The organism is Vibrio zhanjiangensis, assembly GCF_030161235.1.
Classification (GTDB): Bacteria; Pseudomonadota; Gammaproteobacteria; order Enterobacterales; family Vibrionaceae; genus Vibrio; species Vibrio zhanjiangensis.
Map to the genome: position 1 here is coordinate 30,329 of NZ_BSPW01000021.1, position 15,253 is coordinate 45,581.

General features: G+C 43.2%; 13 protein-coding genes. 6 read left to right on the top strand and 7 right to left on the bottom strand.

The annotated features are described in order from the left end of the window. Positions 1 to 56: 56 nt before the first annotated feature. Positions 57 to 611, bottom strand: a complete 555-nt coding sequence (gene aroQ / locus QQK21_RS05050; RefSeq protein WP_284191103.1) for a gamma subclass chorismate mutase AroQ — start codon at positions 609 to 611, stop codon at positions 57 to 59. A gap of 713 nt (positions 612 to 1,324) precedes the next feature. On the opposite strand from aroQ, the gene deoC reads away from it, so the two are divergent. The 3 genes from deoC to QQK21_RS05065 all read left to right on the top strand — a co-directional run bounded on the left by deoC (position 1,325) and on the right by QQK21_RS05065 (position 4,788). Then, positions 1,325 to 2,101 carry a deoxyribose-phosphate aldolase gene (deoC, locus tag QQK21_RS05055; RefSeq protein WP_284191104.1) on the top strand — a complete coding sequence of 259 codons (777 nt, stop codon included), beginning with the start codon at positions 1,325 to 1,327 and terminating at the stop codon, positions 2,099 to 2,101. 78 nt (positions 2,102 to 2,179) lie between these two features. Further along, on the top strand, positions 2,180 to 3,508 hold the full coding sequence (deoA, locus tag QQK21_RS05060) for a thymidine phosphorylase (RefSeq protein ID WP_284191105.1): 1,329 nt from the start codon (positions 2,180 to 2,182) through the stop codon (positions 3,506 to 3,508). 59 nt (positions 3,509 to 3,567) lie between these two features. Beyond that, a complete protein-coding gene (locus QQK21_RS05065; protein ID WP_284191106.1) occupies positions 3,568 to 4,788 on the top strand; it encodes a phosphopentomutase in 1,221 nt (406 codons plus the stop codon). Between the two features lie 157 nt (positions 4,789 to 4,945). On the opposite strand, the gene QQK21_RS05070 is transcribed toward QQK21_RS05065, so the two are convergent. Continuing rightward, the gene (locus QQK21_RS05070) at positions 4,946 to 5,563 is read right to left on the bottom strand and encodes a YtjB family periplasmic protein (protein WP_284191107.1); all 618 of its coding nucleotides are present in this window, start codon (positions 5,561 to 5,563) and stop codon (positions 4,946 to 4,948) included. A 103-nt stretch (positions 5,564 to 5,666) separates the two neighbouring features. Here QQK21_RS05070 and serB point away from each other — a divergent pair, with 103 nt between their 5' ends. Further along, on the top strand, positions 5,667 to 6,647 hold the full coding sequence (gene serB / locus QQK21_RS05075; RefSeq protein WP_284191108.1) for a phosphoserine phosphatase: 981 nt from the start codon (positions 5,667 to 5,669) through the stop codon (positions 6,645 to 6,647). A gap of 61 nt (positions 6,648 to 6,708) precedes the next feature. On the opposite strand, the gene QQK21_RS05080 is transcribed toward serB, so the two are convergent. Continuing rightward, on the bottom strand, positions 6,709 to 9,054 hold the full coding sequence (locus QQK21_RS05080; RefSeq protein ID WP_284191109.1) for a PilZ domain-containing protein: 2,346 nt from the start codon (positions 9,052 to 9,054) through the stop codon (positions 6,709 to 6,711). A gap of 133 nt (positions 9,055 to 9,187) precedes the next feature. Between QQK21_RS05080 and radA the strand changes: the two genes are divergently transcribed. Beyond that, positions 9,188 to 10,567: a DNA repair protein RadA gene (radA, locus tag QQK21_RS05085; protein ID WP_284191110.1), complete on the top strand. Its 1,380-nt coding sequence runs from the start codon at positions 9,188 to 9,190 to the stop codon at positions 10,565 to 10,567. Positions 10,568 to 10,602: 35 nt separating this feature from the next. On the opposite strand, the gene csdA is transcribed toward radA, so the two are convergent. From csdA to QQK21_RS05105, 4 genes are all read right to left on the bottom strand, one after another. Continuing rightward, complete coding sequence (csdA, locus tag QQK21_RS05090) at positions 10,603 to 11,814, bottom strand: cysteine desulfurase CsdA (RefSeq protein ID WP_284191111.1); 1,212 nt, start codon at positions 11,812 to 11,814, stop codon at positions 10,603 to 10,605. Next, positions 11,811 to 12,416, bottom strand: coding sequence for a DJ-1 family glyoxalase III (locus tag QQK21_RS05095; protein WP_284191112.1), 606 nt, complete (start codon positions 12,414 to 12,416; stop codon positions 11,811 to 11,813). Before QQK21_RS05095 ends, csdA begins: the two co-directional genes overlap by 4 nt. After that, complete coding sequence (gene panE / locus QQK21_RS05100) at positions 12,409 to 13,293, bottom strand: 2-dehydropantoate 2-reductase (protein ID WP_284191113.1); 885 nt, start codon at positions 13,291 to 13,293, stop codon at positions 12,409 to 12,411. Before panE ends, QQK21_RS05095 begins: the two co-directional genes overlap by 8 nt. 114 nt (positions 13,294 to 13,407) lie before the next feature. Further along, positions 13,408 to 14,199, bottom strand: a complete 792-nt coding sequence (locus QQK21_RS05105) for a nucleoside-specific channel-forming Tsx family protein (RefSeq protein WP_284191114.1) — start codon at positions 14,197 to 14,199, stop codon at positions 13,408 to 13,410. Between the two features lie 350 nt (positions 14,200 to 14,549). Here QQK21_RS05105 and QQK21_RS05110 point away from each other — a divergent pair, with 350 nt between their 5' ends. Beyond that, on the top strand, positions 14,550 to 15,140 hold the full coding sequence (locus QQK21_RS05110; protein WP_284191115.1) for an LON peptidase substrate-binding domain-containing protein: 591 nt from the start codon (positions 14,550 to 14,552) through the stop codon (positions 15,138 to 15,140). Positions 15,141 to 15,253: the final 113 nt, after the last annotated feature.

Below are 15,253 nucleotides of genomic sequence, written 5' to 3' on the forward strand. Positions count from 1 at the left end.
TGAAAAAACCCGCTTACTTAGCGGGTTTTTTTGTTAGCCTGTGCTAAGTGCCGGCTTTATTTGGCTGCCGATTTTAACTGTATATTCTGTAGAGCACTGAATATCAGTTTTTTATCGTTGTCTTTTAGATACGGGTTAGTAATGGTTGAACTAAATGCTTGGTATTGTTCATCAGTGAATACTTCTCCCGTATTCAGATAATCAGAAATGGAAGCGTTAAGCTCATTACCCAGTTTAATTAAAGCTGGACGAATCTCTGTTTTTAAATCCCGAGGTGTTTGTGGTACATCGGCAATTTGTGTCAGCATATCAGCACGGTAGCGGTATTGAATCGCTTTTGCTGCTGAGATCAAACTGACAGTGAGTTCGGTCGTTGACGTACCATCTAAGCCATATTTCTCACTAGCAGCTTTTGATTTTTCAATGACAACGGCTTCCCTTTCTAAATCTTCAATTGCGAGATGATGGTTTATCTTATAAAGGGCGACATCTTGCATATAATTCATACGTTGATTAATTTTCTCAAACACAGATTCAGAATTTCCTTGCGCGTAAGAGAAAATAGGTAAAGTAAGCAGAGTCGCTAATATGAAGCCTGTTATTTTTTGCATTCTTGATTCCAACTTATAACGGATAGGACTAAATGATATTTCTATCACAAATGTCATCAATGGTCATATTGATATTATTTATAATTTAATGACGTATTGTTATATAGCTTTAGTGATGGAGAGGATAATCTAAATTTTATAGCGGCCATGTATTGATAAAGGTAGAAAAATGGCAGTGGTATAGATGAAACAGCCGATTATGTTAGGTTGATAATTAACCATGTTTTAGAGGGGGTTTGGTTTTGAGATCCAAACCGTTTGCTTTTTATAACTGGGTACAGTTTTCTGTAAATCCTAGGTATTGTAAGCATGCAAGAGTGTTTTACTTGGCCAAGCTTGGTTGATTTGGGTCGAAAAGGTTGCACTCTTCCATCTTCCGTTAAGACAATAAATTCTGATGAGTGATGATCAGCATGAATGAGAAAGCATTGTTGGAATAGCGAGTAACGGACACTTATCAAAGGATTGTTTGACAAGTATTTCGCCAGTGTGATTCGCCTTTGAATACGCACGGCCTATAACTCAGCCAGAATGTATGATTAACATTATACCACTCCCTGAAATATCATTTTCTGGCAGCGTTCGGTGACAAGGATAGCAACTGGGGTAAAGTATTGTCCCCAAGTCTTCAAGGAACCAAGTCCGTTCATCAATGATGACATAATCGATACTGGATTGTGTGAAATGTATATAAATATTGATCGGAGAGAGAAATGAGTGATTTGAAAGCTGCAGCACTGCGTGCATTGAAACTGATGGACTTAACTACCCTGAATGATGATGACACGGATGCCAAGGTTATTGCCTTGTGCCATGACGCTAAATCAGCGGTCGGCAATACGGCGGCAATTTGTATCTATCCTCGCTTTATTCCTATCGCCAAAAAGACATTGAGAGAGCAGGGTACGCCCGAAATTAAAGTTGCAACAGTCACGAACTTTCCTCATGGAAATGATGATATTGATATTGCAGTGGCTGAAACCAAAGCGGCAGTTGCATACGGTGCAGATGAGGTTGATGTGGTCTTTCCGTATCGAGCGCTTATATCAGGTGATGAAGAAGTAGGTTTTGAACTAGTAAAGCAGTGTAAGCAAGCCTGCGGAAACATTTTACTTAAAGTGATTATTGAAACTGGCGAACTTAAGCAAGAAGCTCTGATTAAAAAAGCATCAGAAATTGCAATCAAAGCGGGTGCTGACTTTATCAAAACCTCGACGGGCAAAGTCCCTGTAAATGCGACAACTGAATACGCTCGTATGATGCTTGAAGTTATTCGTGATATGGGTGTGGCGTCAAAGGTTGGCTTTAAGCCTGCTGGTGGTGTGAGAACCGCTGAAGATGCCGCTGAATATTTGGCAATGGCGGATGACATACTGGGTGATCAATGGGTCGATGCTCGTCACTACCGATTTGGCGCATCAAGTCTTCTGACCAATCTACTCAATACATTAGAAGTGACAAAGAAAACGGCTGATCCCGCCGCTTATTAGTTTCCTGCTCATGGGTGGTGAGTCTTTTTCATCACTCATTCAAATTGCTCACAACCACCGTTTGCGTGGGAGGCTCTAATGTATTTACCTCAAGAAATTATTCGTCGAAAACGCGATGGAAAAATACTCACAAAAGAAGAAATCAAATTCTTTGTTGATGGCATTGCTAGTAATCGTGTTTCTGAAGGCCAGATAGCTGCCTTTGCTATGGCCATTTTTTTTAATGAAATGACCATGCCAGAGAGAGTTGCCCTGACTTGCGCTATGCGTGATTCGGGTATGGTTATTGATTGGCACCAGCAGGATTTTCCAGGGCCTATCGTCGACAAACATTCAACGGGTGGTGTAGGGGATGTGACCTCGTTGATGTTAGGGCCTATGGTTGCAGCTTGTGGCGGTTTTGTGCCTATGATTTCTGGACGCGGCCTTGGACATACGGGAGGGACTCTAGACAAGCTAGAATCTATTCCTGGATATAACGTTATGCCATCCAATGAGGTTTTTGCAGAGGTTACCAAGCAAGCGGGAGTTGCTATTATAGGTCAAACGGGACACTTAGCCCCCGCTGATAAACGCGTGTATGCAATTCGAGATGTGACTGCAACGGTTGATAACATTTCCCTTATTACGGCTTCTATTTTGTCGAAAAAGCTCGCAGCAGGCCTAGAATCTTTGGTTATGGATGTCAAAGTCGGCTCGGGGGCTTTTATGCCCAATTATCAAGAGTCTGAACAGTTAGCGAAATCCATTGTAGGGGTCGCCAATGGCGCTGGTACGAATACCACGGCTATTTTAACGGATATGAATCAAGTTTTGGCATCTTCTGCAGGCAATGCACTTGAAGTTAAAGAAGCTGTTCAATTTTTGATTGGAGAGTATCAAAATCCTCGTCTTTTGGAAGTGACGTTAGCTCTGGGCGCAGAAATGTTAGTGCTCGGAAGGTTGGCCGATAATACACAACATGCCCGAATGAAGTTAGTCGAGGTGTTGGAAAATGGAAAAGCCGCGGAGTGCTTTGGCCGTATGGTCGCAGGACTCGGTGGGCCCGCAGACTTTGTGGCCAATTATAATAGCTACTTAGAGAAAGCACCGTTTGTTAAGCCAGTTTTTGCCAATCAGGAGGGCGTTGTGTCTGCCATGGATACTCGTGCTATCGGTATGGCGGTTGTGGCAATGGGAGGTGGCCGCCGAGTTGCTACAGATAAGATTGATCATGCAGTTGGTTTTGATGGCTTTATCCGCCTTGGTGAGCGCCCATCGTCTGAGAAGCCGTTAGCTGTTATTCATGCTCGAAATGAGCAGCAATGGCAAGAAGCAGCATTGTCACTTCAACAGGCAATTACTATTGGAACCGAGTATCTGCCAACACCCGACGTTTATCGTCAAATTCGTGCCAAGGATGTTTAAATTTATACATACATTTGCCTGCTATAAAAACAATCGCTTTGCAGGCTGAGGAAGAAGCAATGAAAAGAGCATTTATTTTAGTTCTGGATTCGTTTGGAATCGGTGCGACAGAAGATGCGAAAAAATTTGGCGATGTAGGCGCTGATACACTTGGCCATATCGCTGAACAATGTTACCAAGGTCTTGCTGATAATGAGCGTAGAAGTGGACCTTTATCTCTACCTAACCTTTCTCGACTAGGCCTTGCTATGGCGCACAAAGAGTCGACAGGCAATTTTGCGATGGGATTGGATAATGATGTAGACATTGTCGCTGCTTATGGTCATGCGGCTGAGCTTTCATCCGGTAAAGATACGCCATCGGGACATTGGGAAATCGCAGGCGTCCCAGTTCTATTTGATTGGGGGTATTTTTCTGACAAAGCGAACAGTTTTCCTAAAGCGCTGACGGATAAAGTTTTGGCTCGAGCAGGTTTGAACGGCTTTTTAGGTAATTGCCATGCATCTGGCACTCACATATTGAATGATCTAGGTGAAGAGCACATGAAAACGGGGCTGCCTATTTTCTATACATCGGCTGACTCCGTCTTTCAAATAGCTTGTCATGAAGAGACATTTGGTCTTGAGCGTCTACTAGAACTGTGTCAAATCGCTCGTGAGGAACTGGAAGGCTATAATATCGGCCGCGTGATAGCGCGCCCGTTTATTGGCTCTGCTAAAGGCCAATTTGAGCGCACTGGTAATCGTCGTGACCTGTCACTTGAGCCACCCTCAGCAACGGTATTGCAAAAGCTGGTGGACGAAAAGCAAGGACAAGTTGTATCAATAGGCAAAATAGCAGATATATACGCCAACTGTGGCATTACTAAAAAGGTGAAGGCCACAGGTATTCCAGCATTATTTGACCAAACGTTAGAACAAATCAAACAGGCTCAAGATAACACTATCGTGTTTACCAATTTCGTTGATTTCGACTCAGCGTACGGACATCGTCGCGATGTTGCAGGTTATGCTGAAGCGTTAGAATATTTTGATGAGCGTATTCATGAAGTTATTGATATTATGCAACAGGATGATATCCTGATTTTGACAGCTGATCATGGTTGCGATCCAACTTGGCCTGGCACTGATCATACGCGTGAGCATATCCCTGTTATTGTTTATGGTCAAAAAGTAACGGCTGGTTCACTAGGGCGGCGAGAGTCTTTTGCTGATATCGGCCAGAGTTTAGCGAGTTACTTTGGTACTTCTCCCATGGACTATGGTAAGAGCTTTTTGTGACGGTATACCAGAATATGGCACTATTCAATCTTGTTAATGGTTAAAAAGTTATCTCAGCACTTGCTGACGAAATGATATTGATAGCGCTTGATTCAGTCATTTTGATGGACGGTCAGTAAGCCATCATCAAATACAGGGTTGATGCGATACATCAACCCTATTCTTGATTGAGTTCAAGCTCTTTCAACAGCAGATTTTCACCTTTATCTCTAGGCTTTCTTCGTACAACAAGGGTGAGAAGCAGCCCCGTTATAAAGCTCATTCCAACCATAGTGTACATATATCGATCACTTTTTCTGTAATAATGGTCGGAGAAAGCGGTCACTTTGCCAGTTTCAAAGGTTAAGCGCACAAAGCCTATCACGGCATTGTCATATATAACGGGCTCAACAAGTTGTTGCTTTCCAATCCGCGCGGTTTCAAGAGGCGTATCTAAACCGAGAATTTCCCGTACACTTTTGCTCTTGTCACTTGAAGCCAGTCGAACGCCTTCTACATCATAAATAGTCGCGTCAAAGACCAGATCATCTTTGGCAAGTTGATTGGTGAGTTTTAATAAGCGTTCTTGATCTTCACTTGCGATCATATCGCCAGCAGCCAAGGAGGCCTGAGAGACTAACACCTTGATTAATGTATCTAATTGGTTTTGTTGTATCTCTTGGTTAGCTTGAGTGATCTTGACACTATTAACGCCAATTACAATCAACATCATGATGAGAGCAGCTATTGTCAGCACTCTCATGGCCATGCGGAATGAAAACAGGGAAGATTCCATATTCACCTAAACAGAAGATAAGTTTACTATAAAGAATATTGATACTTGCGCAGACAAATTGCAATAGGTTAAGTTGTGGTTAAGTTTTTTAGGAACAATTCACATGGAAACGTTTAAGACTCTTTCTATTCAAAAACAGACTTCTTTGTACACTCGATTACCCGAAGTGAGATCAACTAGCCACTTAGAGAAAGTGAAAGCCAATTGGGTTGTTTTTGGTGAACAATTATTGGTTGAGCATTTTGATGAAATTAATGCCTATACAAGGTGTAAAAATAACATCCTTGATACATGGAAAGTAGGACAGTATCAAGTTGCGTTGATGCAAGGTGACTTATCTTTTGAACATGAAGAAATTTTGCAAGCACTAAAACTCGATTATGCGTCTTTGAATGATTTACCTGATCTATCCAAACCAGGATTGATCGTTTTAGATATGGATTCGACGGCTATTCAGATTGAATGTATTGATGAAATCGCAAAGCTAGCAGGGGTTGGTGAAGAAGTAGCAGAGTTGACCGAGAGAGCAATGCAAGGTGAGCTCGATTTTGAGCAGAGTCTGCGTAAACGTGTCGCGGCTCTTTCTGGCGCGGATGAATCAATCCTCACTCAGGTTAGAGATGAATTAGCATTGATGCCTGATCTTGCGAATTTAATTGGTACGCTTCGACAATTTGGTTGGAAGACCGCCATTGCTTCGGGAGGGTTTACTTATTTTTCTGATCATCTCAAAAATATCTTGGCTTTGGATTACGCCCGCTCTAACCAATTGGAGATTGTTGATGGCAAACTGACAGGACATGTCCTCGGTGAAGTGGTCTCAGCGCAGACCAAAGCCGATATTTTGCATCAATTATCGGAGATGTATGAAATAGAGACGCATAATACGGTTGCCGTTGGTGATGGTGCCAATGACCTAGTCATGATGGAAGCCGCGGGCTTAGGCATTGCCTATCATGCTAAGCCCAAGGTAGAAAACATCGCTCAAACCGCCATTCGTTACTCTGGGTTAGGGGGGGTGTTATGTATTTTGTCCGCTGGCTTAGCCAAACAGAAAAAAATCAGCTTTCAAGCCAAGCCTTAATCTAGATAATTTTTGTGAGTAGAGGCTATTGTTTTCTAGCGGTTTCTACTCACAGAGAAAGTCACTCTTTGGGTAAATGCAGTCTAAGCGTTACTTCTTCAGTTATGTCAGTGATCTCACTGTAGCCAACGATGCCGCCAATTTCTTTTTCGAGTGTTCTGGCATTATGCATGTTGAGCCGAGCCAGTTCTGAGAGATCTTCTTGCAATAATGCGCTCATAGGTTCAAACACCGGAGCACTACAAATACGAATTGCATAGAAGCGCCCCATTGCCTGAGCATCTTTAATAAACTCAATGCGTTGTTTAACCGATTCAAATTCACCGAATAATTTTGATTCATAGGAGTGAACTCGGTTGCCAAATAGCTTTATTGCCAAATAAATCTCATGAAAATGTGGTTGGGCCCCATCGATATGTTTCATTGGTTGGGCAAGCAGAGAATTGGTATGTCCTTTAAAAATAGGCTCAAGAGAGAATTTGTCTTCCTTACCCAGTTTTGCAAAGAGAATAAGATACGGCGGTAGTGGATAATTAATGCCAATGACCCTAGGTTTAAGCGTTCTTGTCGGTTTTTCGACGAAAATCGGGGCGCTAACTATCTTGTCTAACAAAATATCATGCAGGCCTTCGAGCAGTTCATTGCTTGGAAGAACCTCTGTTATGGAATTTAATTTATCTTGATTGTGCTCGATTAAACTGCCAAAAAACGCGATATTTTTCATGGTATGGCTATCTTCGAGAATGACAAGCTGCAGTCGTTTCCCGCCAGGGGATATCCTAATCACTTTGTATGGCACTTTGCTTAAAGTAACATTTTTGTCGAGTTTATCCAGTTCGGTGAAGTTTACAGCACAGGTTTCGCCAGCTTTGAGGGTGCTTGGGGAAGTGAGTGCAATGCTGATGCCGCGCTTAGATATATCGAGCGTTATACCTGTATGCGTCTGGTTGTCTTCGCCAGTGAGAACCAGTGGAGAACGAAACTGAAAGCGCGGTTCTTTACGGCGAGACTTTGCATCATAATAAATACAAGTTGGATTATTGGTTGGATTTCGTGCATGGCGAAAGCTATTGATGCTGCTGCTAGGCAATTTAGGTTTAGGCGCTAGCAAGTAATCGCCATTGCTTGTTTCTGTGGAGAGTTCTTGCAAAATGCCACAATGGGTAAGAGTACTAGCATCAAGTGTTAGCTCAGAAGAGTGCTTGACTAACTCGGCGCACTCGTCTTTTGAGAGCTCGAACATATGCACACGAAACACTTTCCAACTTTTTTTCCTTGCGCCTACATGACAGAAAAGCTGCCGCACCTCTTCTTTCGCTTCAGGGAGCATCATTGAGAAAAACAAGGTTTTGTCTTGGTGGCTGTGGGTAAAGGAGTAAAAAATCTCGTCAGCACTTTGAATATCAGGTTTCATGAGTCTTTCAAGGCGAGCTTGACTGAATAAACTGGTTAAGGCCTGCTGGTTCCGTTCATCATGCCAGTAATGCCATATTGGTTGATTATTTTCAGTCATCAAAGCGAGCTTGAGTTCCTGACCACTGAAGAATAACGGCAGGTTACAGGTATGTTTGAGAAAGGTATGTTCATAACCTCTTGAGCGCGCTCGAATGACTTTGTCTTGAGTGTCATGTCGGTTACGTTGTCGATCACTGTTGAGCCGACTTTCGATCAATTGTTCGATGGCATTCGACTCATCCAATTTGAGTAGACGAAGAAACTTAACCGAATCGTTATCGTATGACTCATCAACACCAACAATGCGGTATTGCATTGGCTCTTTGAGGCCTTCTAGTTCAGATTCTTTCATCAACTCAATGAACTTGACGGCGATAATTTCGCCTGGCTGATAGTCAAATGCCGAAGGGACTTTAAATTTTGCGCCAGATGGCGAGAGGTCGATTGTTGTCGCATGAACAAGATCAATACCGAGTTTAAACTCAATTTGCGATGAGACTTTAAGACGATTTTCACGACGCTTCAGATCGTAACCAAGCTTAATCGCTTCTACATCAAAAATACTGGTCTTTTCTTCGGTTTCATCTCCGTGTAGTTGTCCTCTTTTTTTCATGACTCGAAAGTTATTGTGGGTGTTACATAAGGCTTCCCAAACGCCTTCTGTGTACCCGCCAAACTTACGCACATTTTTCTGATAAGTGTTAAATGCGACGTCATCAAGCCAATGCTTGACCCCGTCCAGTTCGTATTCACGACATTCGCCGTTGACTCGACCTCTTAGATCAACCACTTTGGAGCATGGGGCCATCACACGATTGAGCTCCATTTTGACCAAAAGCTTGACAGACGGGGCTTCCCCTTCGGTCATTTGGCCAAGAACGAAGTCAAAGTCTTCTGAGTGATAAGCAGGGATCAGTCGCTCTGCTAACGACAATATTTCGGTTTGCTCCATTAGTGATTGCTTGATTACCCTTATGCAAAATATCTACCTTGATATATAAAACTTTAGTGTTATGTTACAACGAATCAAGATTTATCGATGATGAATGATAACGAGATCGTTATAAATTTGGGTCTGGAGTAATATGGCAAAGGTAAAAAGAGCCTACGTATGTAATGATTGTGGGGCAGATTTTCCAAGGTGGCAGGGGCAGTGTAATGCCTGTGGTGCATGGAATACCATAAGTGAAATTAGACTTGCAGCGTCACCCACTACAACTAAGCATGACCGGCTTTCAGGTTATGCGGGTAACTCTGGAGAAACTCAGGTTCAAGTCTTGTCTGAGATTGATTTACAAGAAGTTCCACGTTTTACTAGCGGTTTTAAGGAGCTGGATCGGGTACTGGGTGGCGGCGTTGTTCCTGGGGCTGCTATTTTAATTGGTGGAAATCCAGGTGCAGGCAAATCAACGTTACTTTTGCAAACTATGTGTTATTTGGCCTCACAAATGCCAACTTTGTATGTCACGGGTGAGGAATCTCTACAGCAGGTGGCAATGCGTGCGTCTCGATTAGGTCTACCCAAAGAGCACTTAAAAATGCTGTCTGAGACCAATGTCGATAGAATTTGTCAGGTTGCTGAAAAAGAGCAGCCCAAACTGTTGGTCATTGACTCCATTCAAGTGATGCATGTAGCCGATGTGCAATCATCTCCTGGTAGTGTTGCGCAAGTGCGAGAGTCTGCGACCGCGTTAACCCGTTATGCTAAACAAAATAATGTTGCCGTGTTTATTGTCGGGCATGTGACGAAAGATGGCACCTTAGCAGGCCCTAAAGTTTTAGAGCATATTATTGATTGCTCGGTTCTGCTCGATGGCGGTACGGATAGCCGATTTAGAACGCTTCGCAGTCATAAGAACCGTTTTGGTGCGGTGAATGAGTTGGGGGTTTTTGCTATGACGGGCCAAGGGCTAAAAGAAGTCAGCAATCCTTCGGCAATATTCCTTTCTAGGGGAGAAGAGGAAACGTCAGGAAGCTCGGTCATGGTGGTTTGGGAAGGCACCAGACCTTTGTTGGTGGAAATACAAGCTTTGGTTGATTATTCTCAGTTGGCGAACCCTAGACGAGTCTCTGTTGGCCTTGAACAAAACCGTCTTTCTTTGTTACTGGCAGTGCTGCACAAACATGGCGGGCTGCAAATGGCTGACCAAGATGTGTTTGTCAATGTTGTGGGGGGGGTGAAAGTGACCGAAACCAGTGCTGATCTCGCTTTAGTGATGGCATTGCTGTCGAGTTTTAGAGACAGAGCTCTCCCCCGAGATGTTGTGATATTTGGTGAGGTTGGCTTGGCGGGGGAAATTCGCCCAGTACCAAGTGGTCAGGAACGGCTAAATGAAGCCTTCAAACATGGCTTTAAAAAAGCGATTGTACCCGCTGCCAATATGCCGAAGGGAGGAATTGTGGGTATGCAAATCCATGCGGTAAAAAAATTGTCTGATGCAATCGCTGCCTTTGAAGAGCTATAAATTGTTGGGGTTGAGCATTGCTCAACCCTGAGTTTCTAAAGCATATCAACGGCTTTTTCAACGCCAACTATTAATCTGTTAACATCTTCCAAGTTGTTATAAACAGCAAAAGAGGCTCTTAGTGTCCCTTTAATACCAAGCGCGTCCATTAAAGGGTGAGCACAGTGATGCCCTGCTCGTATAGCCACGCCTTGTTGGTCTAATAGGGTGGCCACATCTTGGTGATGGACCCCTTCAACCACAAAAGAAATCACGCTTGCTTTAGGCTGATAGCCGAGAACTTTTACGCCTTCAATCTTGGTTAGCCTTTGATAAGCTTGCTGAGTGATATTCTGCACATGCTTTTCGACTTCTTGGATAGACAGCGCGTTATACCAGTCAATTGCCCTAGCCAGTGCAATAGCACCTGCCACATTTGGTGTGCCAGCTTCAAATTTTCCGGGAAGTGCACTGTATGTGGTACCTGAAAACGAGACATGTTCAACCATTTTACCGCCGCCGTGCCATGGCGGCATGGTTTCAAGTAATTCTAGTTTCCCATAAAGCACACCAATACCAGCAGGGGCGTAGAGTTTATGACCGGAGAAGACATAAAAGTCAGCACCAAGAGTTTTCACATCCACTTGCTCATGGACAATACCTTGTGCTCCGTCAATAATGACTTTCGCGCCAACGTGCCTCGCTTTAGCGATAACCCCTTCAATTGGCAGCCTTGTTCCAGTGACATTGGTGATATGTGCTAATGCGACAATTTTTGTATGTGCAGAGAGTAGAGAGTCGAAGGCAGCCATATCCCACTGACAGTCTAGTGTCATGGGGACTTTTACTACTTTGGCGCCTGTTTGCTCTGCAACGATTTGCCATGGAACAATGTTAGCGTGATGTTCCATCTCACCAACTAAAATTTCATCATTAGGCTTTAGGGTATTTCGAGCATAAGTTTGAGCAATAAGGTTGAGTGATTCAGTGGCCCCTCGTGTCCAAATGATTTCTTTATCTGTTTGAGCGCCGATAAATTTAGCGACAGTTGAACGTGCGGATTCAAACTGGCTGGTGGCATGAGCTGTTAAGCTGTGGCTGCCACGATGAACATTGGCGTTTTGAGCACGATAGTAGTGCGAAATAGTATCAATTACACAGTCGGGCTTTTGTGTGGTTGCTGCACTATCAAGATAAACAAGCGGTTGTTGATTAACGTTTTGCTTTAGCGCAGGAAACTGCTCACGAATCGCGTTCACATCTATCATGATTCGCAGTCACCTAACTTTTGGTAATGAAGAGTCGGTAAGGTTATCATCGGCTCTGCGACCGTCCATGCATGTTTTTTACCCGATAAGTTGATAATAATTTCCATTGCAAATTCAAGCGCAGTTCCTGGACCTTGGCTGGTCAATAAGTTGTGATTAATATCATAGGTAACACGTTTAGTGCGCCATTTTTCTTTGGCAATATGTGATTCAAAATTTGGGTGGCAAGTCATCATCGCGTTCGGATAAAGTTTATGGTGAGCAAGCACCAAGGCAGGGGCTGCGCAGATAGCCGCAACTAATTTGCCCTCGTACATTTGCTGGCGAACGATTTCGACTAGCAATGTGCTATCGCGAAAGACTTCAGAACCACCGACGCCTCCTGGTAAAATAATCGCGTCAAATTCATCGTCAGCAATGTCAACCAGTTTGCACTCTGCAGTGAGTGTGACCCCACGTGAGGCTTTCATGGTTAATTCACCTGCAAAGTCAGCGCTGGCAACCACGGTTTCGTATCCAGCTCTTACCATCATGTCTATGATAGTGATGGCTTCCATTTCTTCCGTACCCGGAGCTATGGGTACCAATACTTTTTTAGTCATGGTTCTGTTCAATCTGCTTAATGTGTTGAAAGAGCTGCTCGTTAGTTGGCACAGAAATGTTGTGCGCCTTTGCTCTTTGTAAAAGGTAACCTGTGATAAAGTCTATCTCGCTTGGGCGTTGATGAACAATATCCTGATGCATCGAAGAGTAATTTTCAGATGTTGCCTCGATGACTTGATTGACCTTACTTAGTAAGCTCTCACTGCTTGTGTCTATACCTTCAGCGTTTAAAACTTGGCTTATTTCTGCAGTCAACGAAGTGATGGTTTTCTGATAATTTGGTGAGGATAAGTGGCCATTTTTGACTTGGTTTATTGCAGTCAACGGATTGATGGCGCAGTTTATCGCCAATTTATGCCAAAGTGCACTGAGGATATTTGAGTGCCATGTTACTTTAGGCAGCGCATGTTCAAATACGGTCTGTAAAAAATCACAACGTTTACCACCCTCGTTAAAGCCGCCAAACTCTGTGTATCCGTTACCTGTATGCAGAACTTGATTTGGTTTTGGGCGAAAAGCGCCATGTGTGGTAGTGCCAATCACCAGTGGATTATTCGGTAATAAAGTGTTGATTGCCTCTGCGGTACCCATGCCATTGTGCATTAAGACCAAAATGGTTTCTTGGGCAAGGCTAGGCGCAATTTGTTCTAGCGTGGGCTCGACAATAGGCGCTTTAACTGTCACCAACAAAACGTCTGCTGAGGCAAGTTTTTCTTTGCTATTGCAGGTAAACTGGACTGCAGGGTTATGATCTTGCTGAAGATAAATGGAGTTGTTGTGTTGCCGAGACCAAAGTGACACTGAATGGCCGGCGCGGCTTAAATGACATGCCCACAAAGAGCCAATAGCCCCAGGACCAAGAATAACAATATTCATCTTAACTTATAATTGGTGCGAGTTTGCCAAGAGAATACGGTGATATGAAGGTATTGCCAACAAAAAATGGCACCAGAAGTGTGCCATTTATTAGACGTAAATTTAGACGTTGGGCTAGAACTTATAAGTAACCGCCACGTAGTGACCAAACCCAGTTGTTTTTCCTGCTAAGCCGTCATCTTTTAGGCCGTAAACGTCTTTGTATCCTTTTAGGCCATAACCCACAGCAAAACGATCTGAATGCCAATAAATACCGTTAAACATGGCACCACCATTTGAAGTTTGTAGTGCAGTATTGTCATCTTTCATACCAAATTGGTAGTCAATATAGCCTTGGTATGAAATAAAAGACCCGTTTTCGAAGAAGTAGAATGGCTTAAACCAGTTCGTTGAAATTTGATAGCCATTCCAATCTTTCATATTGGAATCATAGGTTCCATAGAGGTTTAGTCCAACTTTACCAAACCAAGGAAGCTCTACATCCGAACCTAGACCAATTTTTTGGGTGTTCACACCTGAATTTCCGCCCCACTCCATTAATGTTGCGACATAGAGTTCTTTGACTGGACCAAAAGATAAATCTTTACCCGTTAATGCATCCAGAGACATCCGAGGGGCAAATTTCATAAAGATTTTTTCGGCACCATCTTTGTCACTATCAGGGTCAGAGGTTAGGTTGAATACATCGACGTAGCCATACAAATCAAATAGACCAGAACGACCGCCAAATTCCATTTCTAAATAATCATGATCTGATTCACCGGGTAGCTCATTAAAGGCTCCCATTAGGTTAAATTGAAGCCATTTGTAATCGTTTTTGTGGATATCACCGTCTGAGTAGTCAGCTGCCATGGCAGGGGTAGACATTGCAGCAACAACACCAAGAGCTAAAAGTGATTTACGCATAGTGGGACTCTCTATGTATATTTTGTGTGAAAATGTAGTGATTGTGCCGAGATGTACAATCTTCGCTGTACTTTGGCTGGCTGAATAATATAGATAAAGCTATCAATTATCAGTGATAAATGATGATAAATTACAGATTAATATTGACAGCTATCACATATTTGAGAATTAGTTGGCTTTGTGCCAGAACGTTAAGGTTTTTGATACAACTGGCTCAAAGGTATCGTTTGCGTCTTGTTTCTTTTTATTGTTGGGAGGTTGGACGAGTGACTGATTAGGCTGCTGACGCCCATTGATCGAATTTCTATCATCAACGTAAATCATACCAAACAAGTAAATGGTATCTGATAGTGAAAGAAATGATGCTTTTTCCTTTGGGCTCTGTGTTATTGCCCGGTGGAAAAATGAAGTTGCGAATATTCGAGCCAAGATACAAAAGATTGGTTAAGCAGGCATGTCAAACAAGTAATACCTTTGGTATTTGTCTATTCGATGGCAAAACTGGTGAGACAGCACCCGTGCTCTCTAGCGTGGGGACTCTTGCTCAGATCGTTGATTTTGAGGCGCTTGATGGCGGGCTGCTCGGCGTGACGGTTGTGGGTACAAAGCGATTTAGGATAGTCAATGTACGATCTGAGTTCGATGGCTTGAGGCAAGCTGAGGTTGAGTGGCTGAGAACTTGGTCTTATTCCAAAATAGAAGTTAAGCATCGACATTTAAGTGAGCAGTTACAGCATATATTTCGGCGGTTTCCCAAGTTTGCTGAACTTCATCCTCAGTGTTTTTTTGATGATGCAAGCTGGGTTTGTCAACGTTGGTTAGAGCTTCTCCCCGTCAAAAAGAAAGACGTTGACTTTTTGCTGATGCAGGATGATTGTCATCAGGCCATGGAATTCTTATCTCAATCAAATTTTGTCTCTGAGAATAGACGGCTAAACTGAATAAGGGATGACTGAGCGGCAATTATGGGCCACTCAAACAGACATTAGGGCGACACTAAATTGGATACCCAAATGATCGATTTAGTTTGTGCTTCGTAGACACAGATATAAAC

Bases quoted from the DNA above. Each gene is read 5' to 3' on its own strand.
- aroQ (WP_284191103.1), bottom strand. From the start codon at position 611: ATGCAAAAAATAACAGGCTTCATATTAGCGACTCTGCTTACTTTACCT.
- deoC (WP_284191104.1), top strand. From the start codon at position 1,325: ATGAGTGATTTGAAAGCTGCAGCACTGCGTGCATTGAAACTGATGGAC.
- deoA (WP_284191105.1), top strand. From the start codon at position 2,180: ATGTATTTACCTCAAGAAATTATTCGTCGAAAACGCGATGGAAAAATA.
- QQK21_RS05065 (WP_284191106.1), top strand. From the start codon at position 3,568: ATGAAAAGAGCATTTATTTTAGTTCTGGATTCGTTTGGAATCGGTGCG.
- QQK21_RS05070 (WP_284191107.1), bottom strand. From the start codon at position 5,563: ATGGAATCTTCCCTGTTTTCATTCCGCATGGCCATGAGAGTGCTGACA.
- serB (WP_284191108.1), top strand. From the start codon at position 5,667: ATGGAAACGTTTAAGACTCTTTCTATTCAAAAACAGACTTCTTTGTAC.
- QQK21_RS05080 (WP_284191109.1), bottom strand. From the start codon at position 9,054: ATGGAGCAAACCGAAATATTGTCGTTAGCAGAGCGACTGATCCCTGCT.
- radA (WP_284191110.1), top strand. From the start codon at position 9,188: ATGGCAAAGGTAAAAAGAGCCTACGTATGTAATGATTGTGGGGCAGAT.
- csdA (WP_284191111.1), bottom strand. From the start codon at position 11,814: ATGATAGATGTGAACGCGATTCGTGAGCAGTTTCCTGCGCTAAAGCAA.
- QQK21_RS05095 (WP_284191112.1), bottom strand. From the start codon at position 12,416: ATGACTAAAAAAGTATTGGTACCCATAGCTCCGGGTACGGAAGAAATG.
- panE (WP_284191113.1), bottom strand. From the start codon at position 13,293: ATGAATATTGTTATTCTTGGTCCTGGGGCTATTGGCTCTTTGTGGGCA.
- QQK21_RS05105 (WP_284191114.1), bottom strand. From the start codon at position 14,199: ATGCGTAAATCACTTTTAGCTCTTGGTGTTGTTGCTGCAATGTCTACC.